The sequence below is a fragment of the Sphingorhabdus sp. genome, from assembly GCF_035329025.1.
Taxonomy (GTDB): Bacteria; Pseudomonadota; Alphaproteobacteria; order Sphingomonadales; family Sphingomonadaceae; genus Sphingorhabdus_B.
Genome location: NZ_DAOLHN010000030.1, coordinates 1 through 23,494 on the forward strand (window position 1 = coordinate 1; position 23,494 = coordinate 23,494).

At 57.0% G+C, this 23,494-nt stretch carries 25 protein-coding genes, 1 tRNA gene and 1 pseudogene; 17 read left to right on the forward strand and 10 right to left on the reverse strand.

All coding sequences use genetic code 11. The annotated features are described in order from the left end of the window. The first annotated feature begins 4 nt into the window (after positions 1 to 4). Positions 5 to 78 (forward strand) — tRNA-Cys (locus PKC81_RS09675). Positions 79 to 170: 92 nt separating this feature from the next. On the opposite strand, the gene PKC81_RS09680 is transcribed toward PKC81_RS09675, so the two are convergent. The 5 genes from PKC81_RS09680 to PKC81_RS09700 form a co-directional block, all read right to left on the reverse strand. Further along, entirely contained in the window at positions 171 to 881 is a 711-nt protein-coding gene (locus tag PKC81_RS09680; RefSeq protein ID WP_324335517.1) for a hypothetical protein, read from the reverse strand. A gap of 79 nt (positions 882 to 960) precedes the next feature. Next, the gene (locus PKC81_RS09685; RefSeq protein WP_324335519.1) at positions 961 to 1,398 is read right to left on the reverse strand and encodes a DoxX family protein; all 438 of its coding nucleotides are present in this window, start codon (positions 1,396 to 1,398) and stop codon (positions 961 to 963) included. Between the two features lie 202 nt (positions 1,399 to 1,600). Next, positions 1,601 to 2,230: a peroxiredoxin gene (locus tag PKC81_RS09690; protein WP_324335520.1), complete on the reverse strand. Its 630-nt coding sequence runs from the start codon at positions 2,228 to 2,230 to the stop codon at positions 1,601 to 1,603. Positions 2,231 to 2,334: 104 nt separating this feature from the next. Beyond that, on the reverse strand, positions 2,335 to 3,930 hold the full coding sequence (locus tag PKC81_RS09695) for an ATP-binding cassette domain-containing protein (protein WP_324335523.1): 1,596 nt from the start codon (positions 3,928 to 3,930) through the stop codon (positions 2,335 to 2,337). After that, positions 3,927 to 5,561, reverse strand: a complete 1,635-nt coding sequence (locus PKC81_RS09700) for an ATP-binding cassette domain-containing protein (protein WP_324335525.1) — start codon at positions 5,559 to 5,561, stop codon at positions 3,927 to 3,929. The genes PKC81_RS09695 and PKC81_RS09700 overlap by 4 nt, the downstream gene beginning before the upstream one ends. A gap of 105 nt (positions 5,562 to 5,666) precedes the next feature. Here PKC81_RS09700 and PKC81_RS09705 point away from each other — a divergent pair, with 105 nt between their 5' ends. The 8 genes and pseudogenes from PKC81_RS09705 to PKC81_RS09740 all read left to right on the forward strand — a co-directional run bounded on the left by PKC81_RS09705 (position 5,667) and on the right by PKC81_RS09740 (position 11,996). Further along, entirely contained in the window at positions 5,667 to 7,247 is a 1,581-nt protein-coding gene (locus tag PKC81_RS09705) for a cytochrome ubiquinol oxidase subunit I (RefSeq protein WP_324335527.1), read from the forward strand. Between the two features lie 12 nt (positions 7,248 to 7,259). Then, positions 7,260 to 8,408: a cytochrome d ubiquinol oxidase subunit II gene (gene cydB / locus PKC81_RS09710; protein WP_324335586.1), complete on the forward strand. Its 1,149-nt coding sequence runs from the start codon at positions 7,260 to 7,262 to the stop codon at positions 8,406 to 8,408. Between the two features lie 17 nt (positions 8,409 to 8,425). After that, positions 8,426 to 8,536, forward strand: coding sequence for a cytochrome bd-I oxidase subunit CydX (cydX, locus tag PKC81_RS09715; RefSeq protein WP_298603702.1), 111 nt, complete (start codon positions 8,426 to 8,428; stop codon positions 8,534 to 8,536). After that, positions 8,533 to 9,093, forward strand: coding sequence for a DUF3365 domain-containing protein (locus PKC81_RS09720; protein ID WP_324335530.1), 561 nt, complete (start codon positions 8,533 to 8,535; stop codon positions 9,091 to 9,093). Before cydX ends, PKC81_RS09720 begins: the two co-directional genes overlap by 4 nt. A 1-nt stretch (position 9,094) precedes the next feature. Continuing rightward, positions 9,095 to 9,616, forward strand: a complete 522-nt coding sequence (locus PKC81_RS09725; protein ID WP_324335532.1) for a hypothetical protein — start codon at positions 9,095 to 9,097, stop codon at positions 9,614 to 9,616. 106 nt (positions 9,617 to 9,722) lie between these two features. Then, positions 9,723 to 10,346: a peroxiredoxin gene (locus PKC81_RS09730; protein ID WP_324335589.1), complete on the forward strand. Its 624-nt coding sequence runs from the start codon at positions 9,723 to 9,725 to the stop codon at positions 10,344 to 10,346. Further along, a complete protein-coding gene (locus PKC81_RS09735) occupies positions 10,343 to 10,711 on the forward strand; it encodes a metalloregulator ArsR/SmtB family transcription factor (RefSeq protein ID WP_324335534.1) in 369 nt (122 codons plus the stop codon). Before PKC81_RS09730 ends, PKC81_RS09735 begins: the two co-directional genes overlap by 4 nt. Before the next feature lie 4 nt (positions 10,712 to 10,715). Beyond that, positions 10,716 to 11,996: pseudogene (locus tag PKC81_RS09740) on the forward strand (DUF3422 domain-containing protein). 2 nt (positions 11,997 to 11,998) lie between these two features. Here PKC81_RS09740 and PKC81_RS09745 read toward each other — a convergent pair. Genes PKC81_RS09745 through PKC81_RS09760 form a run of 4 tightly spaced genes read right to left on the reverse strand, consistent with a single transcriptional unit; the run spans position 11,999 to position 16,909 of the window. Then, entirely contained in the window at positions 11,999 to 12,331 is a 333-nt protein-coding gene (locus PKC81_RS09745) for a metalloregulator ArsR/SmtB family transcription factor (RefSeq protein WP_324335536.1), read from the reverse strand. Beyond that, a complete protein-coding gene (locus tag PKC81_RS09750; RefSeq protein WP_324335538.1) occupies positions 12,328 to 15,534 on the reverse strand; it encodes an efflux RND transporter permease subunit in 3,207 nt (1,068 codons plus the stop codon). The genes PKC81_RS09745 and PKC81_RS09750 overlap by 4 nt, the downstream gene beginning before the upstream one ends. Further along, positions 15,531 to 16,562, reverse strand: coding sequence for an efflux RND transporter periplasmic adaptor subunit (locus PKC81_RS09755; protein WP_324335540.1), 1,032 nt, complete (start codon positions 16,560 to 16,562; stop codon positions 15,531 to 15,533). Before PKC81_RS09755 ends, PKC81_RS09750 begins: the two co-directional genes overlap by 4 nt. An 11-nt stretch (positions 16,563 to 16,573) precedes the next feature. After that, complete coding sequence (locus PKC81_RS09760; RefSeq protein WP_324335542.1) at positions 16,574 to 16,909, reverse strand: rhodanese-like domain-containing protein; 336 nt, start codon at positions 16,907 to 16,909, stop codon at positions 16,574 to 16,576. Between the two features lie 93 nt (positions 16,910 to 17,002). Between PKC81_RS09760 and PKC81_RS09765 the strand changes: the two genes are divergently transcribed. Genes PKC81_RS09765 through PKC81_RS09795 form a run of 7 tightly spaced genes read left to right on the forward strand, consistent with a single transcriptional unit; the run spans position 17,003 to position 22,413 of the window. Continuing rightward, a complete protein-coding gene (locus PKC81_RS09765) occupies positions 17,003 to 18,283 on the forward strand; it encodes an FAD-dependent oxidoreductase (protein WP_324335544.1) in 1,281 nt (426 codons plus the stop codon). Positions 18,284 to 18,298: 15 nt separating this feature from the next. Next, positions 18,299 to 18,502, forward strand: coding sequence for a DUF2892 domain-containing protein (locus tag PKC81_RS09770; protein WP_324335546.1), 204 nt, complete (start codon positions 18,299 to 18,301; stop codon positions 18,500 to 18,502). Further along, entirely contained in the window at positions 18,499 to 19,755 is a 1,257-nt protein-coding gene (locus tag PKC81_RS09775; RefSeq protein ID WP_324335548.1) for a TolC family protein, read from the forward strand. The genes PKC81_RS09770 and PKC81_RS09775 overlap by 4 nt, the downstream gene beginning before the upstream one ends. 24 nt (positions 19,756 to 19,779) lie before the next feature. After that, the gene (locus tag PKC81_RS09780; protein ID WP_324335549.1) at positions 19,780 to 20,322 is read left to right on the forward strand and encodes a DUF2202 domain-containing protein; all 543 of its coding nucleotides are present in this window, start codon (positions 19,780 to 19,782) and stop codon (positions 20,320 to 20,322) included. Positions 20,323 to 20,362: 40 nt separating this feature from the next. Beyond that, the gene (locus PKC81_RS09785) at positions 20,363 to 20,716 is read left to right on the forward strand and encodes a carboxymuconolactone decarboxylase family protein (RefSeq protein WP_298603683.1); all 354 of its coding nucleotides are present in this window, start codon (positions 20,363 to 20,365) and stop codon (positions 20,714 to 20,716) included. Further along, positions 20,709 to 21,626 (forward strand): MBL fold metallo-hydrolase, encoded by a 918-nt coding sequence (locus PKC81_RS09790; protein WP_324335552.1) that lies wholly within the window; start codon positions 20,709 to 20,711, stop codon positions 21,624 to 21,626. The genes PKC81_RS09785 and PKC81_RS09790 overlap by 8 nt, the downstream gene beginning before the upstream one ends. 4 nt (positions 21,627 to 21,630) lie before the next feature. Next, the gene (locus PKC81_RS09795; RefSeq protein WP_324335554.1) at positions 21,631 to 22,413 is read left to right on the forward strand and encodes a sulfite exporter TauE/SafE family protein; all 783 of its coding nucleotides are present in this window, start codon (positions 21,631 to 21,633) and stop codon (positions 22,411 to 22,413) included. A gap of 7 nt (positions 22,414 to 22,420) precedes the next feature. Here PKC81_RS09795 and PKC81_RS09800 read toward each other — a convergent pair whose 3' ends face one another. After that, a complete protein-coding gene (locus tag PKC81_RS09800) occupies positions 22,421 to 22,612 on the reverse strand; it encodes a hypothetical protein (RefSeq protein ID WP_324335556.1) in 192 nt (63 codons plus the stop codon). Positions 22,613 to 23,096: 484 nt separating this feature from the next. Here PKC81_RS09800 and PKC81_RS09805 point away from each other — a divergent pair, with 484 nt between their 5' ends. Beyond that, positions 23,097 to 23,405, forward strand: coding sequence for a hypothetical protein (locus PKC81_RS09805; protein ID WP_324335557.1), 309 nt, complete (start codon positions 23,097 to 23,099; stop codon positions 23,403 to 23,405). Positions 23,406 to 23,494 lie beyond the last annotated feature (89 nt).

Consider the following 23,494-nt stretch of genomic DNA (forward strand, 5'->3'; position numbering starts at 1 on the left):
GCGAGGCCCGATGGCGGAGTGGTGACGCAGAGGACTGCAAATCCTTGCACGCCGGTTCGATTCCGGCTCGGGCCTCCACACATATCTCGGTTTTTATATTTAATTTCCCATAGCTTGGTTCCGGGAAATCACTGCAACACGGTCGTGCCTATCGTACTCGTCAAAATGCCTTATCGGCCTTGACTGATAAACTTCCAGTCAAGTTCCGTAACCCCGCTATTCCCTGTTTTACGGTTTCGCGCGAACAAGACGATCCGGTATCGGCCTTTGGCTGGCGTCGCGATTGTGCCAGCGAAACGGCCGGGCGCTTCGATGAAAGCTAGCGGTGCAGAGCCGAGCGGCCTCCTGCCTTTCCAGACGGTCGCTTCCACTTCATATTCGGCTGCATCCCAGAGACCTCCCGGTGTAATCGGACAGCCGCACATCAATTCCACCTTGGCGTCAACCCAGAGTCCCTCATCCTTTCGGGCTATCTGCGGAGTTATCGCGAGCCCTGGCAATTCGATAGTCCAGCCATCGCCAATCGTCAGGTCTTTGCCGGGTAAGACCCAGCGTTGCGCGCGCACTGTCACCATTGATTGCGGTTTTGCGTTCGGCCCTGTTATGACCGCTTCAACGAGCGTCGGTCGATCAATGTCGATCGTCGCGAGAAAAGCAGCGGCATCGGGCGTCGAGCGCAGCGGGCTTCGCCCAGTTGTTTCCATGATCTTTTTAGTGTCGCCGGTGCCGCCCTTGGTCTTGCCCTGAACGAGAAGTTTGCCGGTACGGGCATCGCGTAATGTCACCGCTGCCCCACCCATGCTGTCGCCAATGAACTTGGCATCCGCGCTAATCACCCGCACGGCAATTTGTGTCGGCTCGGCGCTCAATTGCGACGACATCAAGCCGAGGGAAACAATTCCGATCCCGGTTCTGACTATGGATAGCATGACATTTTTCCGCAAGTTGGGACGCAAGATCTCATTTCCGAGGCCGGTTATCTAGTGCATAATGACCTGACCCACGAGCGAAAATCAACAGCAGCGCGCCAAGGATCGCAACGTTTTTGAATAGTGGCCCAACGTGACCCGGCGCGAAATGGATTGTGACGGTAATCGGGACCAACGTTGTAAACAATGCGATGGCAGACAGACGGGTCATCCAGCCCAGCGCGAGTGCTATCCCTGCCGCAACGAACACGCCTCCAGACAGCCAAAGCAACCAGATTGGATCGCCTAATGCGTTGATTGTGTCGCGCCATGGGGATTCCTCCATGCGCGCAAGCATTTCGTTCGATCTGCCGAAATGTCCCAGCCCGCCGATGATGAAGATCAAGCTCGTCAAGAACCGGAATATCGGGTCTGCAAGGGCTTTCACCTGCTCACCCGGCTCCACCAATGACTCAAATTTCCTCAACATTGTCCCGATCCCTCCCCACGAGATCAAATGTCTCGTCACTGCCTGTTAGCGCCTGAGGATAGATTGAGAAAACCGATATTTCGGCTGACGGTCATTCAGTTAACCGATTAACGGTTGATAGCGGATTGCAAATGCAGGGCCCGGACAGGAGGAGGTGGCGTCCGGACCCTGCTGTCATCGAACTGGCAAAACCAGTCGAAGATTATTTGACGTTTACGGTGCGCAGATAGGGGCGATGTTCGACCCAACCCTGCGGGAACAGGGTGGCGGCTTCTTCATTGGCGATTGACGGCGGGATGATGACATCCTTGCCCGGGGTCCAATCCGCAGGGGTTGCAATGCGCTTGGCATCACTGAGCTGCAATGCATCGATAACGCGAAGGATTTCGTCAAAATTCCGTCCAACGCTCATCGGGTATGTCATGGTCAGGCGGATCTTCTTTTTCGGGTCGATGATGAACACCGAACGCACAGCCGCCGTTTCGCTCTGATCGGGGTGGATCATTTCATAGGTCTTGGCAATGGCCAGATCGGTATCCGCGACAATCGGGAAGGTAAGGTTGGTGTGCTGGGTGTCGTTGACGTCGGCAATCCACTCATGATGTTCTTCAACCGAGTCGGTCGAAAGGCCGAGCGGCTTCACATTTCGCTTTGCAAACTCATCAGCCAATTGCGCCGTGCGCCCCATCTCGGTCGTGCAGACCGGGGTAAAGTCGGCGGGATGGCTGAAGAAAAAGACCCAGCTGTCGCCAGCCCAATCGTGCAGGCTGATTTTACCCACCTGGGTGTCGACGGTGAAATCGGGGGCGATATCGCCAATATGGAGAGACATTTGCAATTCCTTTTCTAGAATTTCGATGGATTGAAAATGCCACCCACGGCACATAATTGCAAATACAATATATCGATTAATGAAAGTGAATGTTTGAATGGATGTCAGCGATTGCCGATTTGCAACCGCTGCACCGCCAGCGTGGCCATCATTGGCCGGTGGCTGATCAGAATCAGTCCGGTTTTGCTATCGGCCAGCCACCGGTCCAGCCGATCAATCAGGCGGGCCTCTGTCTCGGCGTCAAGACCTTCGCTCGGCTCATCAAGCACCAGCCAGGGTCGTTTCGCCAGCAGAGCGCGTGCCAGAGCGATCCGCCTTTGCTGCCCTCCGGAAAGCCGCGCACCACTTTCGCCAAGCCATTGGTAGAGCCCGTCAGGAAGTCCCTGCACAAAGTCTGAAGCACAGGCCGTATCGAGCGCCTGCCACATATCGGATTCCGTTATGCCTGGCCGCGCCATGCGCAGATTGTCGGCAACCGAGCCGGCTATCAGGCCGGGCTCTTGCATTGCTGGCGCTGATATTTGCCGTAAAACGTCTAGCGGCAGTGCGCGCGCATCGATGCCGTCGATTAGCAATGTTTCGGGCGCATCGACACGAAGCCCACCCAGCATTGCTGCAAGCCGTGTTTTACCAGCTCCGGACGGCCCGTCGAGTAACAGCCGTTCACCCGGCCCGACGATTAAGCGACTATTTCCACTGACAAATTCCAGCGTCGGGGTGGCTGAAATGGACGTTTCGTCCTCCACGGTTCGAATGGGTAAAGCCAGCAACGCTTCAAGCCTGACTATAGCGTCCGCGCGTTCGGTTTCCCGAAGGTCACCCATCACCAATTGCCCCCAGACCTCGGCGGCTCCCAAGGCAGCGAGAGCGCCCAGAGCGAGTAATGGTGCAGGCGCATCGGCCAGCAAGAACATCGCTGCGATCATGACCCCCGTCAGTGCGGTTTGACAGGCCTGTACTATTGCTTCGATCCGTGTGAATTGAAGGCGGGCGGCATCATGTTCACGTGCCGTCTCGCCGAGCGATTGTGCAACGCGCTGCCCAAGCCCATAAATAGAAATGTCGGCACCCGCGCGGGCATAATCGGCATAGTCGGCCCGCAGCGCGGCCAAGCTATCCGCCAGCTGGGCAGATAGCGCCAGCATTCTTTTTCGGGCAAACTGAAGAGGCATCCAACGCATTACAATCAGTGCAGCCAGCCAAGGCAGCCATGCCAACCCGCCCATAGCCACTACGCCGCCTGTTCCCGCCAGTGCAGACAGCCAATGTGCCGGTTTGCCCAATCGGTGAATCAGATCATTTTCGATCCGATCGACATCGCTACCCAGGCGAGCGGCGATAACACCGCTGCGCTCAGCAAACAGGGCTTGCGGTTCGCGCTGCGCCAGATGGAGAAACAATGCAGGCCGCAATTGCGCCAATGTCTGTAGCGCTGCCTTATGGCCGATCAGTCGCTCGCCATAGCGGGAGAGGGTGCGCGTTATCGCCAGCATCCGGATTGCTGCGCTTGGCAGCAGGTAATTGAAGCCTCGCACCGCGATGAGCCCGCCTGCACCTGCTAATGCAGCGCCGGTCAGAAACCAGCCTGAAAGCGCCAAAAGGGCAATTCCGGAAAGCGCGCCGGCAATGGATAGCGAAATCGCCGTGCGATTGGCGGCCCCCTGGCCTTTCTCACAGTCTTTGAGAAGCGATTCTATCATCGCAATTCCAGCACAGAATGGCCTGCTGCGACCAACCGGTCGTCGTGCGTGGCTGCTATGATCAAACAGGTCTGCGCTGCTTCAGACAGCAGGTCAATGACCGCACGGGCAGCGACATCATCGAGATCTGCGGTAGGCTCGTCGAGCAGCAGCAATGGGCGGCCTGATGCGATGGCGCGCATTAACCCGATGCGCCGTCGCTCGCCGCCCGAAAGGCCCGAGCCTCTATGATCAATGATGGCGTCGAGTCCGTTTCGCTCCCCAAACATGCTTTCGAGACCGAGACGAGCGGCAAGTGCCAATAGAGCATCGTCGCTATATTCGGTTCCACATGGGGCAATGTTGTTGCGCAAATCACCGCGAAACAGTGCAACTGTTTGCCCGGCCCATGCAAGTTTGCCAGCCAACATATTCGGATCAATCGCTGTTCCATCGGCGACAAGCTCACCCCGATCTATTGGTATTAACCCCGCAATAGCTTTCAACAGGCTCGATTTTCCCGATCCCGTCGGACCGTGCAGAATGTGCAGACCGGGTGATTGCCACAGGCCGTTGAAGGGGCCGATACATTGCCCATCGGGGTAGCGAAGCGCAAAGTTCCGCAATCCCAATTGCTTCGGCATGGTTTCCAACCGTACCGAAATGTCCGCCTGATCAATTTGCCTCACTTCCTCGTCGATCCGCAATGCAGCCGATTCGCCCTGCTGTTTTTCGTGATAGGCGGTCGCCAGGCGGCGAATGGGCAGATAGAATTCCGGCGCCATCACCAGCGCAAAGAAGGCCTCGGTCAGTCCAAGTTGTTCGGGTGCCCGAAAGGGTAACAAGCCGAGCAGCGAGAAACCGGCGTAAACAGCGATCAGCGCGACCGACAATGCAGCAAAAAACTCCATGATCGCGCTGGAGGCAAAGGCGATCCGCAGCACATGGACTGTCCGGTCAGCGACCTCTTTCGTAGCTGTCGCCAGATGACGACCAATCCGCCCTTCAACGCCAAAAGCGAGGATCGAAGGCAGATTTTGCACCCGGTCGACAAATAGTCCCGACATGCGGGTAAGCGCAGCAAGTTGTGCATCGGATTCCTTGCGCGCGGCAAAACCGGCCAGCGCCATTCCAAGTGCAAAGGGCAACAGCGTCGCCAGCATGATAGCCGCGGCCACCCAGCTCGCCGGTGCCACGAGCGCCGCAACCAGCAAAGGTGACAGCGTGGCAGCGGCTCTGATAGGCAGGTAGCGGGCCGCATGACCCTCAATGGCCTCCGGATTATCAATCGCAAGGCGAACATCTTCACCAATGAGGCGGTTGCGCCGGGTGCCCGAAACCAAAAGCATTTGATGGAGTCGCGTACGCAGCTGCCCCTTGTGGGAGGTTGCGGCCTTCTGTGCGGAATAGCGTGCGGCAAATTGCGCCAGGGATCTCACGACGCCGCCACCGACGATTAGCAAAACCGCTGTTCCGATGCCGAACCAGCCCGCAGATCCGGCGACGGTGCTTATGCAATTGGCAAGCCCTGCGGCAAGCATTGCAGCACCAAACACATCGGCAAGCCACCAGCCCACAGGTGCCATATGCGGACGGCTGGGCAATGTGGTCTGTCCGCGGTGAGCATCGGATGGCATTTTGAAGCTTGACATCAGTTCAATTATATAGATACATTATTTGTATAAATGAAGTTCATTTTTTGAGTCGAAGGCCTCCCCTGCATATCGCTCGCGGTGCCTAGTATATGGAGCAATTCGATGGATATGGCAGTTGTAGAATTGTCGCGGTTGCAATTTGCGCTGACGGCGATGTATCACTTCCTTTTTGTTCCGCTCACGCTCGGTCTGTCTTTCATCCTTGTTATCATGGAGAGCATCTATGTGATGACGGGCCGCGAAATATGGCGGACGATCACCCGTTTCTGGGGCAAATTATTCGGCATCAACTTCGTACTCGGGGTCGCAACCGGTATAACGATGGAATTCGAATTTGGGACCAACTGGTCCTATTATTCGCATTATGTCGGCGATATTTTCGGCGCACCTCTCGCGATTGAAGGGCTGATGGCCTTTTTCCTTGAGGCGACCTTCGTCGGGTTGATGTTCTTCGGGTGGGACAAATTGTCGCGGGTCAAGCATCTGATGGTGACCTTCATGGTCGCCCTCGGCTCCAACCTCTCGGCGCTCTGGATTCTGATTGCCAATGGCTGGATGCAGAATCCGGTCGGTTCGAAATTCAATCCCGAAACCATGCGAATGGAAGTCACTGACTTCTATTCGGTTCTGTTCAACCCCGTTGCCCAAGCAAAATTCGTCCATACCGTTAGCGCGGGCTATGTCGCCGCTTCGGTTTTCGTACTTGGCGTGTCCGCCTGGTATATGCTCAAAGGCAAATGGGTTGGTATCGCGCGCCGTTCGATGATGGTCGCATCCGCTTTCGGCTTGGCCTCTTCGCTCTCGGTGGTCGTTCTCGGGGACGAATCTGGTTATGCGCTGACTGACAACCAGAAAATGAAGCTCGCCGCGATCGAGGCGATGTGGGAAACCGAACCGGCTCCCGCCGGATTGGCCATTTTCGGTATTCCCGACATGGCTGCGCAGGAAACGCATTATGAAGTCAAGATTCCCTATGTACTCGGCCTGATATCCACCCGCAGCCTTTCTGGTGAAGTCGAGGGCATCAACGAACTGGTGCTGCGCGCGGACGAGCGTATTCGCACAGGCATATTGGCTTATGATGCTGTTGAAAAACTGAAAGTTGATCGCGAGGACATGGCAGCACGCGAGACCTTTGAACGGCATAAGGCTGATCTGGGTTATGCAATGCTGCTCAAACGCTACATCAGTGATCCGCGTCAGGCGAGTGATGCCCAGATTTTGCAGGCCGCACGCGATACGATACCCAATGTCCCAGTGATGTTCTGGCTGTTCCGTTTCATGGCCGGGCTTGGTTTCTTCTTCATCGCCTTCTTTGCGGCAGCTTTCTATTGCGCATCGGCTTGCGGCTTCAACCGGAAGTGGTTCCTCCGTCTCGCCGTAGCCATCATTCCATTGCCATGGTTTGCGATCGAATTTGGTTGGGTGCTGGCCGAAATCGGGCGCCAGCCCTGGGCGGTAGAAGGGGTCTTGCCGACTTTCCTCGCGGCCTCCTCGCTCTCCATTGCGCAGATCTGGACCACAATAATCGGCTTCACTCTGCTCTACGGGACGCTCGCGGTTATCGAAATTCGCCTGATGCTCGCGACGATCCGCAAGGGGCCCGTCGAAGCACCGCATCATGAAAACAACGGGGCCGCCAGCCTGCCCGGTGTCGGCTACGCGCCTGTACCTGCAGAATAAGGGAGAAAGATGATGGGACTTCCCCTTGATTACGAAACGCTGCGCCTGATCTGGTGGCTTTTACTGGGCGTGCTGCTGATCGGCTTTGCTCTGACAGATGGTTATGATCTGGGCGTCGCAACCTTGATGCCGTTTATCGGCAAAACCGACGACGAACGGCGTATGGTCATCAACAGTATTGCCCCGACATGGGAGGGCCATCAAGTATGGTTCATCCTCGGTGGTGGCGCAATTTTTGCCGCATGGCCCTTTGTCTATGCGGTTAGCTTCTCGGGTTTCTATCTCGCCATGTTTCTGGTTCTGGCCGCGTTGATATTACGCCCTGTGGCATTCAAATATCGTTCGAAGCGGCCGGATGCAGCGTGGCGCAACCGTTGGGACTGGGCGCTGTTCATAGGTGGGGCGGTGCCTGCGCTGGTCTTCGGGGTTGCCGTGGGTAATGTACTGACAGGCGCACCTTTCCGCCTCGACAGCGACCTGCGCAGTTTCTTTGAAGGCAGCCTGATCGGATTGTTCCATCCCTTCTCCTTGCTTGCCGGCTTGCTCTCGGTGGCAATGGTCGTACTGCACGGTGCGGGTTGGCTGTCGGTGAAGATCGAACGCGGCCCGGTGATGGATCGCGCCCGCCGGATCGGATCGGTGGCAGCGATCGTTGCAATACTGTTGTTCGCTGCGGGCGGAGCGATGGTTGCCTGGTATGGCATGGGCTTCCGTATCGAAGGTGTGGTCGATCCCAATGGTCCTTCCAATCCGCTGTTCGTCAAAACGGTCGCCGCCTCTGGCGCATGGCTGGATAACTATAGCCGCTATCCCTGGATGATGATTGCACCTGCGCTCGGTTTTGCTGGCCCTGCACTTGCACTGCTGGCGATGGCGAAACGCAGCCATCAGTTGCTGATTGCGGGCTCTTCACTCGCTACCGTTGGCATCATTTCAACCGTTGGCCTGTCCATGTTCCCCTTCATCCTGCCGAGTTCGATTGACGCGCAGTCGAGCCTCACTGTTTGGAACGCCTCGTCGAGCCATCTCACGCTTTTCATCATGCTGGTCGTGACGCTGATATTCCTGCCGCTTGTGCTGGCCTATACAGCCTGGGTGATGAAAGTCCTTTTCGGGCGTGTCACGCTCGCGGACGTTCGCACCAACCCCGACTTTTATTGAACAAGGAAACTGCACCAATGTGGTATTTCGCATGGATATTGGGCTTGGGGTTGGCAGTCGCCTTCGGCATTATCAACGGGATGTGGCACGAGTTCAGCCTGCCTGAAGATGAGGATCCCAATCTGTGATCCGCCTGTTTGGGTTGGCCGCGCTAGCCATATTGGCTGGATGTTCGGGTGCAACGGAAAAACCGCCCGTACAGCAAAAAGTCCAACCGCAAGTCATTGCCGACCGCTTCCAGAAGGAACTGCAGGCCGAGCTGCAAGCTGCCTTGAAAGCGGGTGGTCCAACAGCGGCTATTGGCGTTTGCCAACAGGCTGCACCAGCGATAGCCGCGTCACTTTCCGACGAATATGGCGTAGAAGTGCGGCGGATCGCTCTGAAACCCCGCAATCCTGCAGCAGCGGTTCAAGGCCGTGTTGAACAGGAATTGCAAGCAATGTCTCAGGCCCCACTGAATGCATCGGGTAAACCCGCCATACGCCAATGGGGTGATGGCAACAAAAGCCATTGGATGCGTGCCATACCGATGAAAGAGGAGCCTTGTGCCGCCTGCCATGGCACATCGATTTCTGCGCCGGTAAAGGAAAAGCTCGATGCACTTTACCCTGAGGACAAAGCTACCGGTTTTTCTGCGGGCGATCTGCGTGGTGCAATTTTGATCAGCATGACGGCGGACAATTGAAATGAGCGGGTCAATCTCGCCCACCAGCGGCAACTTGCCCAAAATACTGGTTCCGGTTTTGCTGGCCATCATCCTTGCGCTGCTCGCCTTCATCTATTTCGACGAGAGCAGCGTCGAACCAAATTCCAGCGCCACGGGTCCACAAATTGCAAAGGGTGCGGGGGATGACAGGACGGCAGTTTCTTTGCCACCTGAACATGTCGCGCATGTGCTCGGAGAAATGCGCGGATTGATGACCGCATTGAGCGAGATCCAGAGCGCCCGCACCACCGACGATCTGGCTGCGATCGCCACGGCGGCAGGACAACAGTCTCCGGGGCGAAGAGGAAAGCCCCCCGCTGGGCTGCGTGAGGCCATGCCTGATGCTTTCCGGCTGATGAGCCAAGAAATGCGCCAAGATTTCGCGCTGGTTGCAGATGCCGCAGCAAAAGGGGATCGCAAAGCGATGGACAGCCATCTGTCTTCGGCCATGGCCAAATGCGTGGCCTGTCATGGTGGATACCGGTTGGAAACGAGGCGCTGATCTTCCTTATCACTCAGCCTCGACTGCACAGTTACATTTTTTGCAATAATGTGTATGATGGGCGAAATAGTAGTTCGGGGGTGATGGAGTGACAGTTACGGATATGATGGCGCACAGCCTGCAAATTGGCGATGCTGCGCCGAATTTTCAGGCGCGCAGCACGCAGGGGAATATCAGCCTGGCTGATTTTCGAGGCAAATGGCTGGTCCTCTTCTCGCACCCAGCCGATTTCACACCGGTATGCACCAGCGAATTTGTGGCACTGGCCAAAGCCAAAGATCGCTTTGATGCCATAGGCTGCGCGCTCATCGCCGTATCGGTCGACAGTCTCTATTCGCATTTTGGCTGGATCAGCGCCATCCGCGAGGGGCTGGGCGTGTCGCTCAACTTCCCGATTGTCGAAGACCCGTCGTTGGTCATCGGTCGCGCTTATGGAATGATCTCGGACCGCTCGCAGGATGCTTCAGCAATGCGGAGCAGCTATTATATTGATCCGGAGGGTGTAATCCGGGCGATCACCACCTATCCGGCGACAATTGGTCGTTCGGTTGAAGAAATGCTTCGTATAGTCGCAGCCTTACAGCGCGTGGATCAAGGGGGCGCGGTGACGCCGGAGGGTTGGCATCCAGGCGATCCTGCGCTGATACCGCCCCCGTTAGATATGCGATCTTTTGTTGAACGGGCTGACGATCCGCTATGGTTTTATAAGTTCGAAGGCGGCAACAAATGACCGGCAATGTGCATGACATTGTCGAGCTCGCCGAGCTGTTCCGTGTTCTGGGGCATGAAACCCGGCTTGGTCTGGTGGGCAATCTCCATGATCGGGGCGAGTCCAGCGTTGGCCAGCTTGAAGCCTTTTCCGGCGTGGGCCAACCGGCATTGTCCCAGCAACTGGCGGTCTTGCGCAAGGCAGAACTTGTGTTGACCCGCCGCGAAGCAAAGCAGGTTTATTACCGGATCAATCCGGATAAAATATTGCTGCTGAGAGGATTTCTCTCTGCGCTGGCATCTGACCAAGTTCTTATGGAGCGTCCTGCAAGCCTACCAACTCCCACCGCCGGAGCGGCAGGCTTTGCCCGGATAATTAGCAATTAGCGCAATGACACGGTCGTTTGTCGAGCATCCAGATCGCACCTATGTGATTGAGGAGCTGCACCTTCGACGCATGCCTCCTATACCTGTTCCGGCACTCGTTCTTCAAACACTTCATATCGTGGAGAGCGAAAATCGCGAGGCCGAAAAGGCTTATATTCAGACACTTCCCTTTGAACCCGTGATAACGCGATGTAGCGCCAGACATTGAGAAGCACATGCCGAAGACGGAACTATCATTCTGTGGGAACGCCACAGCGAGGCTTCAACCACAACGCTGATCGTACCAGCTTCTCGATCGCTCCATTTTGTAATGGATATATTCGATCCAAATCTGCTCGACTGGCTTCACCACGTGCCCGGCGCAGTCATGCGCGCGACACATATCGTCGTCGTCGAGAATGATGCAGCGGCGATCGCGCTCCTCGACAAGGCAGCCTTTGATCCCGACGAGTTGCTGAGCACACATATCGATCGGACTGCTCGAATTTGGTCTGATTTCAAGGTCCATGAAAATGGTTTCGGACATTTGCTGGTTGCTGCGAATGGTGCGGATACGCGCGATCTGGGCCGCATGTTGCAGCGGCTTCAGGAGTTGGGCAATTACCGCAATCTTGCTTTGATGGGACTACGCGTCGCGCAGCAGGAAAATGGCGCTTTGTCCAACCTTGAGACGGACTTGCTGGAAGTTACCAACGCAATGCAGAACGACGAAAGCGACGCTGAGGCAATGCTGGATCACCTCGTCTCGATTGCAACATCGGTCGCCGCATTGTCAGCAAAGACAGGTTTTCGGTTGAGCGCGACTGCTGCCTATACCGAAATCGCGATGCAACGACTGGAAGCATTGGAGGCTCGTTCCATTGCCGGCTACCAGTCACTTGGCGACTTCATCGAACGAAGACTGCTTCCTGGTGCAAGAACCTGCCAGACTTTCGAGCGGCGACTTGAACGCCTCTCATTGCGAACCGAACGTGCCACCGCACAACTGCGCACGCGTGTTGATTTGGCCATCCAGCAGCAGAATAGTGCAATGTTGGCTTCGATGGAGCGCAGCGCCAGCCAACAGCTCCATCTACAGCATATGGTTGAAGGGCTATCGGTAGTCGCAGTCAGTTATTATGCCATCGGGCTGTTTGGCTATCTGATCAAAGCGGTGGCCCACGCTGTGCCGATATTCGATCCGACTCTGGCTACTGGATTTGCCACGCTGCCAATTTTCGGTTTGGTCTGGCTCTATTTACGTTTGCGAACCTCTGCGTGGCGTAGTGCGAAATCAGAAAGCTAAACTTATACTGCCTTTGCGGTACTTTCTTTTGGGCCAAAGCGGTCGCACAACATATCGATGATCGCCTTGATATCATCATTGGCAAGACTGTAAAAAATCGTTGTGCCTTCGCGCCTTGTACCGACGACACCGCTACCCCTGATGCGAGCCAGATGCTGTGAGACGCTTGATTGAGACAAGCCGGATAGCTCGACCAGCTCGTTTACGGCACATTCGCCATGCTTCAATCGGCACAACAGCAACAGTCGTTGTTCATTTGCCAGCACTTTAAGTAGCCCGGCCGCCTGTGACGCGTTTTGCGACAGCGTGGCCATCTGGAGATCTGCAAGGTTCATGGCGTCGCCATATCCTTTCCGTCGTCGCGTAACACAATATAAATTGCCGGAATCACGAGCACCGTCAGCAAGGTTGACGAGGCCAGCCCAAACAGCAGAGAGATGGCGAGCCCCTGGAAAATCGGGTCGCTAAGGATCGTCGCCGCGCCAATCATGGCTGCCGCAGCCGTTAGCACGATCGGTTTGAAACGGATGGAACCAGCTTCGATCAGCACCTGGCGCAAGGGTTTGTCAGGTGCCTGAGCATGGCGGATGAAATCGACCAGCAAAATCGAATTGCGGACTATAATCCCGGCGAGCGCGATGAAACCTATCATGGACGTGGCGGTAAAGGGCGCCTGAAACAGCATATGACCGAGCACGATACCCACCAACGTCAGCGGCACGGGCGTCAGGATGACCAGCGGCAGTTTGAAACTGCGGAATTGCGCAACCACCAAAACATAGATTCCAAGCAGTGCGACCATGAAGGCAGCACCCATATCCCGGAAGGTGACCCAGGTGATTTCCCATTCGCCATCCCATAACAATGCCGGCGTGGCCTCATCCTTGGGCTGGCCGTTCAGACTGATTACCGGCTTCACCAAACCTTTGGCGGCCCAATCAACCTCGTCAATCGCCCTGTTGACTGCGAGCATACCGTAAATCGGTGCCTCATAATCGCCGGCCAGTTCGGCCAACACCATATCGGCGGCGCGTCCATCGCGGCGGAAAATGGTGTGGCTGCCTTGATCATTTTGAGCCCTGACCACCGCTCCAAGCTCAATCAACCCACCATTTGGGGCCTGGGCCACCGGCGTAGAAGCCAAGGTTGACGTCCAGGATCGCGCAGATTGCGGCAGCGCGACCGTGATCGGCAGAGGCGAGCGCCCATCACCGCGCGGCACATAGCCGACCGTCTGGCTGCCCAGCAGTGCGCCGATGCTATCGTTGATCTGGCGTTCGGATAGGCCGTAATAGTCGATCCGGTCGCGCTCCGGAATCAGCCGCAATCTGGGCCGTTGTGTGCCAAAGCTGTTGTCCACATCGACAATATAAGGAACCGAATTGAAGATCTTTTCAACCTCCAGCGCAGTTTTGCGACGGGTTTCGGCGTCGGGGCCATAAATTTCGGCGAGCAGGGTTGCCATCACCGGAGGCCCCGGCGGCGTTTCGACGACCTTGACCGAAGCGCCTGCGGGCAGCTTCAATGTCTTCAATTTTCCGCGAAGGTCCAAGGCGACATCATGGCTTGAGCGATCGCGATCATCCTTGGGAGCGAGCGTCACCATGACATCGCCCATTTCAGGGCGTGCCCTCAGGAAATAATGGCGCACCAGGCCGTTGAAATTGAAAGGGGCAGAGGTGCCTGCATAAGCCTCGATCGAGACCGTTTCAGGCAGCGAACGAGTGATAGTGGCAACATCTTCCAGCACCCGTGCCGTGTTCTCCAGCGCGGTTCCTTCTGGCATGTCGACCACCACCTGAACCTCCGACTTGTTGTCAAAGGGGAGGAGCTTCACCGTCACGGCTTTGAAGTAGAACATCGAGCAAGCCAGCAGCGTCGCCACCCCAACCCATATCAGGAAGGTCTTGGCGGACTTTTGGGTGTCGATAATGCGATGTGCGACCCTTGCATAGGCGACACCCAGCTTGCCGCCATCCTCTGCATGACCATGCCCGCCTTCAAGCGTTTTGCGTGCAAAGCGGATCATCAGCCACGGCGCGATTACAACTGCTACGAAGAAGGAAAAGACCATCGCTGCCGACGCGTTGACCGGAATCGGCGCCATATAGGGGCCCATGAGACCCGAAACGAACAGCATCGGTAAAAGCGCGACGACAACGGTCAGCGTCGCGACAATTGTCGGGTTGCCCACTTCCGCGACGGCTTCGACCGCTGCATCGATGCGGCTGCGGTCATCGTCCATTGCCCAATGCCGGGCGATATTCTCGATCATGACAATGGCGTCATCGACCAATATGCCGATCGAGAAAATCAGTGCAAACAGGCTGACGCGGTTAATGGTGAAACCCATCAGGTTTGATGCGAACATGGTGAGCAAGATCGTGGTCGGGATGACAACTGCCGTTACACCCGCCTCACGCCAGCCAATGGCAAAGCCGATCAACGCAACGATCGAGATTGTCGCCAGCGCGAGGTGAAACAGCAGCTCATTGGCTTTCTCATTCGCGGTCTCGCCATAATTGCGGGTCACCGATACCTCGACACCATCGGGTATCAGGCTGCCTTTCATCAGCTCAAGCCGTTCGAGAATGGATTCAGACAGGACGACGGCGTTGGCGCCGCTGCGCTTTGCAACGGCCAGACTGACCGCAGGGGCACTATGCCATTTGCCATCACTCTTGGCCCAGCGCCACGCGCGCGCCTGATCCTCACGCGGGCCTTGATCGACATTGGCAACGTCGCGCAGATAGACTGGTGCGCCGGTTGCAGAGCGCACTGTCAAAAGCCCGACTTCCTGTGCCGAGGTCAGCGTGCGTCCCGCAGAAACCGAGATGGCCTTGCCACCCTCCCGTATCGTTCCAACCGGAAAGGATCGGTTCGCCTGTCCAGCCGCTTCGATAACGCTGCCTAGGGGCACGCCATATTGGCTGAGCTTTGCCGGATCAGGCTGGATACGCACTTCGTCGGGACGACCACCTGTAATGAAGGTCAAACCGACATTGTCGACTTTGGCGATTTCGGTGCGCAGCTTTCCTGCCAGCTCGTACAACGCCTGATCAGACCACTGCCCGACAGCGCCCGGTTTGGGTGTCAGAGTCAGGACGACAATCGGTACATCGTTGATACCGCGCACTGTCACCTTGGGATCAGGGATGCCAACCGGGATGCGGTCCCAATTGGCCTGCAGTTTCTCGTTGATGCGGATGGCCGCGTCTTCGGGGTCGGATCCGACGAGGAAGCGTGCGGTCACCATCACGCCATCATCTTCAGCCTGCGTATAGACATGCTCGACACCATCGACGCTCTTGACGATGGTTTCCAGGGGAATGCCGACCAACTCGACAGCATCAGGTGCAGCAAGGCCGGGGGCCATCACCTGGATATCGACCATCGGGACACTGATTTGGGGTTCTTCTTCGCGCGGAATCGCCATCAAGGCGAGCAGACCGACCGCAATCGACGCCAGCAGGAACAGCGGCGTCAGCGGAGATGTTATCGTCGCGCGGGTCAGCCGCCCCGATACGCCCAGATTCATTTCCCGCCACCCGTGGTGTAGAGCGTGTCGCCTTCACCGACGCCGCTCAATATCTCGACCATTCCAGCGTCGGCGGCGGGCGCAAGCTGCACCGGAACGCTCGACAGGGCGCCATCCTTGGCGACGACATCGACATAATCCATGCCATAACGGGTTGAGACAAATTTGCGCGGAACGACAATGGCATTGCGTTGCCCAACTTCAACCGTCGCGCTGACGCGGCGCCCGACCGAGGTGGTAGCGAGGCCGGATACGGTGGCATCCACACGCACCCGGCCCCCGGCGATGGCAGGATAGACCTGCACCACCTGCCCAACGAGCGACCCGGAGGGCATATCAGGATCGGCAAGAGAAATCCGTGCCCCAATGCGGATTTTGTCTACCAATGATTCGGGAAGGTCGAGCCGAACAATCGGATCGCCTGCAGTAATGGTGGCAACCGATACGCCGGGCGCAACAGCGGAGCCCTGCGGCACATCGGCACGCAGAACCCGGCCAGATGCAGGCGCAATAATCGCGCCTTGCCCGGCGACACTTGACACGGCTCCTTGCTGGGCACGCGCAGCGGCCACCTGTGCATTGGCGGCGCGCGCAGCGGCTTCGGCCTGTTCGAGACGCGCTTTGGCATAAACATTCTGGTTGTAGAGATAGCGGATGCGTTCCAGTTCGGCTTGCGCACGGCCCGCTTCCGCCTGTGCCGCCGCAATCTGCGCACCAAAGGCTGCGGATTCATATCCGAGCCGGGAGTCTACCACCATTCCGATCCGCTGGCCCTTTTTGACCATGTCGCCTTCGCGGACCGTAAGACTTTGCAAAATGCCTGGGATGCGCACCGTTGCTTCGGCCATGTCGCGGGTCGTAATTTCGGCACCGACCGCTTTCATATCCGCCATCGGCATGGCTTTCAGCAGCAACCTTTCACCACCTTTGACGGCTTCGGCTTTCGGCGCTGTCGCCTGCTCGCTGCCGCAGGCTGCAAGCGGTAGGGTCAAGGCTAACAGCAACGTCAGATAGGAACGGCTACGCATCGGGTTACTCCTCAACCGCGAACAATAGGGAGGCCAGCAGACTTCCACGCGCCAATGCCGCCCGCAAGATGCGTTTCAATGGCGGCCTGCGCCGACGCGCATTTGTCGAGCGCCATGGCCGATCGCTTGCCGCCGGCGCATTGGAGCACGACGGTCTTGCCACCGGCGTCAGGGATAAGCGAAGCCTGAAAGCGGGACAGCGGCATGTTGATCGCGCCTGCAATATGGCCATCGGAAAATTCGTCGACTTCCCGGACGTCCACCAACAAAACAGCATCATCCTTGAGCATTGCGTTGAGCTCTGCAGCGCTGATTTCCTTATGCTTATTGCCGCCGAAACCGAACATGGGAACCTCCAAATCAATTTGTATATTGCATATATCGTTTAATTATCATATTTAGTCAATATACGAAAATCAGAATGATGGCAGGAGACGATCATGACGACCCCCAGGATAGTGGTAATAGGTGCCGGACTCGGCGGAACAATCGCGGCTTATGAAATCAATGGCGCGGTCGGTAATCGTGCGGAAATCTTGATGATTTCCGACTCGGACACTTACTCTTTTGTTCCGTCAAACCCTTGGGTGGCGGTTCGCTGGCGTGAGCCAGAGGCCATTCAGGTCCACCTGCCACCGATCTTTGCCAAAAAGGGAATCGGCTTCACTTCTGCGGGTGCCAAGCGCATTCATCCCGCAGAAAAACGGGTCGAGCTTAACAATGGCGAGTCAATCAATTACGATTATCTTGTAATTGCAACCGGCCCCAATCTCGCCTTTGACGAAATTGAAGGCTTTGGTCCAAATGGCGGTCATACCGTTTCGGTATGCCATACCAGCCATGCTTCCGAAGCCGCCGATGCCTTCGAAGAATTCTGCAAGAATCCGGGCCCAATCGTTGTCGGTGCTGCGCAGGGCGCGTCCTGCTATGGCCCGGCCTACGAATTTGCCTTGATCCTCGATACCGAACTCAAGCGTCGCAAGATCCGCGACAAGGTGCCAATGACCTTCGTCACGGCTGAACCTTATATAGGTCATCTGGGTCTGGACGGTGTCGGCGATACCAAGACGCTGCTCGAAAGCGAGTTGCGTAATCGCCATATCAAATGGATAACCAACGCCCGCGTTACCAGCTTTGAAGCGGGCATGGCGCATGTCGAGGAGGTAGCGGACGATGGATCGGTCAAGTCCAAACATGACCTGCCCTTCGGCTACTCGATGCTCTTGCCTGCATTCCGCGGCGTCCCGGCGGTGCGGGATATTGAAGGGCTAACCAATCCGCGCGGTTTCATCCTGATTGACAAGCATCAGCGCAATCCGAACTTCCCTGAAATATTCGCGCTTGGCGTTTGTGTGGCCATACCGCCGACGGGCCCGACTCCCGTTCCGGTCGGGGTGCCGAAGACCGGCTTCATGATCGAATCGATGGTTACGGCGATTGCCGAGAACTTTGTCGAAATACTCGATGGCAAGGAACCCACGCACGAAGCAACCTGGAATGCGGTCTGCCTTGCCGACTTTGGCGATGGTGGCGTTGCCTTTGTCGCGCAGCCGCAAATTCCGCCGCGCAACCTCAACTGGTCGGCGAGCGGCAAATGGGTGCATCTCGCGAAAATCGGGTTTGAAAAATACTTTCTGCGCAAAGTTCGCAAGGGCGAGAGCGAACCCTTTTATGAAAAGCTTGCCATGCATGTGATGGGCATTCGCAAACTGAAAATGTGATGGAAGGATTAGAAAATGACACTTGATCGAGCTGTACTGGCTTTTGCCGGTTTCGTTGTGCTCATTGGCATCGCGCTCTCATTGACCGTTCATCCCTATTGGCTGGGCCTCAGCGCTTTTGCCGGGCTGAATATGTTGCAGGCGGCGTTTACGGGCTTCTGCCCCGCTGCGAAGATATTCAAAGCGATGGGCGTTGCCCCGGGAGTTGCCTTCAAGTGAGGAATGCCGCGCTCGTTCTTGGCCTTGCGACCCTCATTTGGGCTATACCGCTGCACGCCACAACTCTTGAAGAGGCGATAGCAGCAGCGAAGGAGCATGCACCAGAAGTGGAAGTTGCCGAGGCCGAAAGCGACATCGCCAAGGCACGGCTGCAACAAGCCAAATCGGGCGGACGGCCAAGCGCAACGCTGTCAGGCACCATTGGCGCAGGACGACTGGACCCCAAGGGTTATTTCGGGCTGACAGCAGACAATGTCACGCCTGCCGCTGCCCAGTTGGTTATTGAACAGCCCCTGTTCACCGGCGGCAAGGTTTCGGCCGGGGTCGAACAGGCGCGTGCCAGCATGGCGGCGGCCGAGGCGGGTGTCGTCGCTACCGAGGCCAATCTGGTCGCCAATGTAGCCGGGGCCTATGGGTCTGTGATCGCTGCCGAGACAATGGTGGGCAACTATGCGCAGTTGGTTGACGAGACGGAGGAGATTGAGCGGCAAGCGCGCCTTCGGTTCAGCGTCGGTGAAAGCCCCAGAACCGATGTCGCGCAGGCTCAGGCGCGGACGGCAGAGGCAAAGGCCGGTTTGGCTCGCTCCGAAGGGCAATTGGTGACGGCGCGTGCACGGTTCCGGTCATTGACTGGACTTGAGGGTAATGACTTGCAACCCCTGCCTGCCAGCCCGCTGCTTCCCGCAACACTCGACGATGCTGTCGCACAGGCTGAAGCCAATAACCCGCAACTCGCACAGGCCGAAGCAGGCGTGAAAGCTGCACAAGCCGGATTGAAGGGCGAAAAAGCCGATCAACTTCCCATGGTTAGCGCCTTTGCGGAAGGTGCGGTGGTGCGCGACCAGTTTTTCCCGGGATATAAGGCCGATAGCGCAACTGTGGGTGTCAGGGCCCGTTGGCAGATTTTTAGCGGCGGGCGCGTCTCCGGCAAGATTGCCGAAAGCGATGCCCGGCTGCGTGTCGCCGAGGCGCAATTGCGCGCTGCCCAGGATGCGATCCGCGAACATGTCATCGCGGCCTTCTCTGGCGTTCGCACAGCTACCCTGATTGAAACCGCAGCACAGGAGCAGGAAAGCGCCGCGCGCGAGGCACTGCGCAGCGTGCGTGAGGAAGTACGCGTCGGCATGAAACCGCAGCTCGCTTTGCTGGACGCCGAACGCGAGGCGATCGCTGCCTCTGCTGCGCTGGAATCCGCACGTACAGACCGAATCGTCTCGGCTTACCGCCTGCTTGCCCTTGTCGGCGCGCAATGAAACAGAACCGGAAAGGCTTCTATCATGGCAATTAGCAAAAATCTCCAAAACGGGACCCTGTCAGTAATTGGAGCATTGGCAATATGCGGATGCGCTTCCCCTTCACTCGCGGTTGCCAAAGCAGATCAGGAGGCGCTGGTTGCTGCGCTTGACGACGAGTATCGTGCCGAAGCGATTTATGCGGCTGTGATAGGGAAATTTGGCGAAGCGCGTCCCTTCATCAACATCATTGAAGCCGAACGGCGGCATGCCGCCATGGTCAAAGCCGAAATGGATCGTCTTGGGATCAGCTATGAAAAAGCCAATCCCTGGCTGGATAAGGAGCAAGCTCCTGCCTCACTGCTAAAAGCGTGCGAGCAAGGTATAATCGCTGAGCAGGAAAACATCGCGCTCTACGATAAATTGCTTCCTTCCATTCAGGATGCACAAGTTCGCGCAACCCTCACCAAACTGCAAGCCGCTTCACGCGATCGCCATCTTCCAGCCTTTGAGCGTTGCGTCGCCCGGGGTGGTGCGATGGGTCGCGGCCCTGGGCGCGGAATGAACGGACAAGGTCGCGGGCAATAAAAGCGGGCTACCGCAAATAAATCAGAAAGGAACCCTCCCCATGCACAAGGATTGGGCCGCCATGGCCAGCGAATTGTCGGGCGCGATCAAGCAGGTCCGCCTCGGCAGCCCAGAAGTCACCAAAGCTTTTTCGGCGATGGCGCAGGCGGCGACTGCGGGCGGTGCTGTCGACACCAAGACCAAGGAGCTGATTGCGCTTGCCATATCGGTTGCGATCCGGTGCGATGGCTGTGTTGCTTTCCATGCGCAAGCAGCGGTCAAACATGGTGCGACGCGCGAAGAGATCATGGAAGTGATGGGCATGGCGCTGTATATGGGCGCTGGTCCCAGTCTGATGTATGCCGCGCAGGCAGTTGAGGCTTATGACCAGTTCAAGGAGGCAGCCAATGGCTGACGCAATCATCGATCAGGCGGCGGCGATAATTGAGCGCGGCAAATCTGCACCCGTTGTCGTCAAAACCTTCTTCGACGAGGACACGTTTACCGCTACGCATGTCGTCAGCGACCCGGCAACGTCCAAGGCTGCCATCATCGACTCGGTGCTCGATTTTGACGCACCGTCGGGCCGGACGTCGACCAAGTCAGCCGATCTAGTTGTCGAATATGTGAAGAACGCCAATCTCGACATCGAATGGATCTTGGAAACGCATGCCCATGCCGACCATATCTCTGCCGCGCCCTACTTGCAGGAACGGCTGGGTGGAACGCTCGCCATCGGGGCAGAGATTACCCATGTACAGGGCGTGTTTGGCAAGGTGTTCAACCTCGATGATCGGTTCAAGCGCGATGGTTCGCAGTTCGAACGGTTGTTCGGCGATGGTGCGACATTCAAACTGGGTTCCGTTGATGCACTGGCATTGCATGTCCCCGGCCACACGCCAGCCGACATGGCCTTCGTCATCGGCGACGCGGCCTTCATCGGCGACACCTTGTTCATGCCCGACTATGGCACCGCCAGAGCGGATTTCCCCGGCGGCGATGCGCGGACCTTGTTCCGCTCGATCAAGCGTCTGTTGACGCTTCCCGGCGAAACGCGGCTCTTTTTGTGCCACGATTATAAGGCACCGGGCCGCGATGTCTTTGCCTGGGAAACCACTGTCGCAGCCCAACGTAGCGGCAACGTCCATGTGCATGACGGCGTAAGCGAGGATGAATTTGTCGCAATGCGCGAAGCCCGCGATGCGACGCTAGGCATGCCCAAGCTGATCCTGCCATCAATACAGGTCAACATTCGCGGCGGGCACTTCCCCGAACCCGAGGCCAATGGCAGCCGTTACCTGAAACTGCCGGTCGACGCGTTGTAAGCCGATGATGCTCGAGCCCTTCCAATATTGGCTCGGCGGCGGGGCCGGGGCTTTGGTTGGTTTCGTTCTCGGATTGGTCGGCGGTGGAGGTTCGATCCTCGCCGTACCACTGATGGTATATCTGGTCGGTGTCACCAATCCCCATGTCGCCATCGGCACCAGCGCGCTGGCTGTAGCAGCCAATGCACTGGCCAATCTGGTCCCGCATGCGCGCAAAGGCAATGTTATCTGGCGCTGCGGGGGCATGTATGCCTTTGCCGGAGCGATCGGGGCCTTTGCCGGTTCGACCATTGGCAAGGCAGTCGACGGGCAGAAACTGCTGCTGCTGTTCGCGCTTCTTATGCTTGTGGTCGGTGCCGTCATGCTCAAAAACCGCAACGACAGCGGTGATCCAGACGCGAGCTGCCATCGCGAGAACGCCCCCAAGGTGATGGCTTATGGCGGCGTGACGGGACTATTCTCTGGATTTTTCGGGATTGGCGGAGGGTTCCTCATCGTTCCCGGCCTGATCGCGGCCACCCATATGCCAATGGTCAATGCGGTCGGGTCTTCCCTGGTTGCCGTTGCTGCCTTTGGCCTGTCGACCTCGTTCAACTATGCCCTTTCTGGGTTGGTCGACTGGTGGTTGGCAGGGGCCTTTATTGGCGGCGGTATCATTGGCGGATGGCTCGGCACCATTGCCTCAACGCGCCTGTCGAGCAAGAAAGGCGCGCTTAACACGTTGTTCGCTCTGCTGATCTTTGTGGTTGCCGCCTATATGATCTACCGCGGCATTGGCGAACTCTGATTGGCTTTTACTGCCGCAATTTGGTGATCTGTCGCGAAACAAGCCACGTCACGGGCAAGGCAGCGACAAATCCCGCGGCGGCCGCGATCATGATCGGTTTGCCGGTATCAAGCTGCATCGTCAGAACGGCGACAATGGCACTCCCCATCATCGTTGTGGCGATCACAAAAAACAACGCGAACATCAAACGACCGGTCATAGAGCGTCTCCATTTTTAAGAGACAATAATGGTAGCCGATTGCGAGGCATTGATTTGCGTCAAGTTCAGTTCGACAGTTGAATTATGATTTCGCAATTAATGTTGTTCGACGTCGTTTTATCGACCAACTAGACACCTGCTGCGAGGCAGTTGTCGTTACCCCGACCGAATAGCAGCCTCTCGTTTTGGCCAAGCCACATCTTGCCTTTGCGTTTCATATGCATGTTCAAACGCGACGAGCGAACGATTGCCCGGCCAATGGAGCAGCGCCGGCGAGGTTGGAACGCGACTATATGCGCACCCAGGAAGACGGCGTGATCCGCTATCGCAAGGCCTAGATCTTCGCTAACACAACCGCGAGTTTGGGGTTACTCATGCAAGCCGGTGATTTTGCCCGAACCTTTGCTGAAGGTGCGCCACAACAGGCGCTTGCCTGTTCCATGATTGAGGCATTGGACTATCCGGAAACATTGGTCGCTCGTGCGTGGAGCGATGGAAAAAGTTTGGAAGCCGTATTTTATCCAGGCCGCAATCCCAGACCACGCGCCATCCCGACTATGCCGACCTCTGGATTTTCGACAATGACTTTGCCGCTTTGCTACCCCAATCAAGCGAGCATTTGGCGAGCGGAGACAGCCTGCTGCAGCAGGAACAGGTGTCCGGCAAGTGTCGGGTTATGTGCTTTTCACCCGATCATTCGAAAACCTTGCCCGAGCTATCTATCAGACAATTGCGTGCCATCGGACATCACATCGCGCAATCGTGGACTGAGGAGCCCGACATTATCGCGTGAAGACGCGGTGCCACCCATCAACATTCATTCTTCTCTCCATCAGCACCAATGGCATAGATTTGAGGTTGTGATGCAATGGGCGTTTTGGT

Bases quoted from the DNA above. Each gene is read 5' to 3' on its own strand.
- PKC81_RS09735 (WP_324335534.1), top strand. From the start codon at position 10,343: ATGACCGGCAATGTGCATGACATTGTCGAGCTCGCCGAGCTGTTCCGT.
- PKC81_RS09790 (WP_324335552.1), top strand. From the start codon at position 20,709: ATGGCTGACGCAATCATCGATCAGGCGGCGGCGATAATTGAGCGCGGC.
- PKC81_RS09705 (WP_324335527.1), top strand. From the start codon at position 5,667: ATGGATATGGCAGTTGTAGAATTGTCGCGGTTGCAATTTGCGCTGACG.
- cydX (WP_298603702.1), top strand. From the start codon at position 8,426: ATGTGGTATTTCGCATGGATATTGGGCTTGGGGTTGGCAGTCGCCTTC.
- PKC81_RS09750 (WP_324335538.1), bottom strand. From the start codon at position 15,534: ATGAATCTGGGCGTATCGGGGCGGCTGACCCGCGCGACGATAACATCT.
- PKC81_RS09795 (WP_324335554.1), top strand. From the start codon at position 21,631: ATGATGCTCGAGCCCTTCCAATATTGGCTCGGCGGCGGGGCCGGGGCT.
- PKC81_RS09760 (WP_324335542.1), bottom strand. From the start codon at position 16,909: ATGTTCGGTTTCGGCGGCAATAAGCATAAGGAAATCAGCGCTGCAGAG.
- PKC81_RS09695 (WP_324335523.1), bottom strand. From the start codon at position 3,930: ATGATAGAATCGCTTCTCAAAGACTGTGAGAAAGGCCAGGGGGCCGCC.
- PKC81_RS09725 (WP_324335532.1), top strand. From the start codon at position 9,095: ATGAGCGGGTCAATCTCGCCCACCAGCGGCAACTTGCCCAAAATACTG.
- PKC81_RS09800 (WP_324335556.1), bottom strand. From the start codon at position 22,612: ATGACCGGTCGTTTGATGTTCGCGTTGTTTTTTGTGATCGCCACAACG.
- PKC81_RS09765 (WP_324335544.1), top strand. From the start codon at position 17,003: ATGACGACCCCCAGGATAGTGGTAATAGGTGCCGGACTCGGCGGAACA.
- PKC81_RS09680 (WP_324335517.1), bottom strand. From the start codon at position 881: ATGTCGTCGCAATTGAGCGCCGAGCCGACACAAATTGCCGTGCGGGTG.
- PKC81_RS09700 (WP_324335525.1), bottom strand. From the start codon at position 5,561: ATGTCAAGCTTCAAAATGCCATCCGATGCTCACCGCGGACAGACCACA.
- PKC81_RS09780 (WP_324335549.1), top strand. From the start codon at position 19,780: ATGGCAATTAGCAAAAATCTCCAAAACGGGACCCTGTCAGTAATTGGA.
- PKC81_RS09685 (WP_324335519.1), bottom strand. From the start codon at position 1,398: ATGTTGAGGAAATTTGAGTCATTGGTGGAGCCGGGTGAGCAGGTGAAA.
- cydB (WP_324335586.1), top strand. From the start codon at position 7,260: ATGGGACTTCCCCTTGATTACGAAACGCTGCGCCTGATCTGGTGGCTT.
- PKC81_RS09730 (WP_324335589.1), top strand. From the start codon at position 9,723: ATGGCGCACAGCCTGCAAATTGGCGATGCTGCGCCGAATTTTCAGGCG.
- PKC81_RS09770 (WP_324335546.1), top strand. From the start codon at position 18,299: ATGACACTTGATCGAGCTGTACTGGCTTTTGCCGGTTTCGTTGTGCTC.
- PKC81_RS09785 (WP_298603683.1), top strand. From the start codon at position 20,363: ATGCACAAGGATTGGGCCGCCATGGCCAGCGAATTGTCGGGCGCGATC.
- PKC81_RS09690 (WP_324335520.1), bottom strand. From the start codon at position 2,230: ATGTCTCTCCATATTGGCGATATCGCCCCCGATTTCACCGTCGACACC.
- PKC81_RS09755 (WP_324335540.1), bottom strand. From the start codon at position 16,562: ATGCGTAGCCGTTCCTATCTGACGTTGCTGTTAGCCTTGACCCTACCG.
- PKC81_RS09745 (WP_324335536.1), bottom strand. From the start codon at position 12,331: ATGAACCTTGCAGATCTCCAGATGGCCACGCTGTCGCAAAACGCGTCA.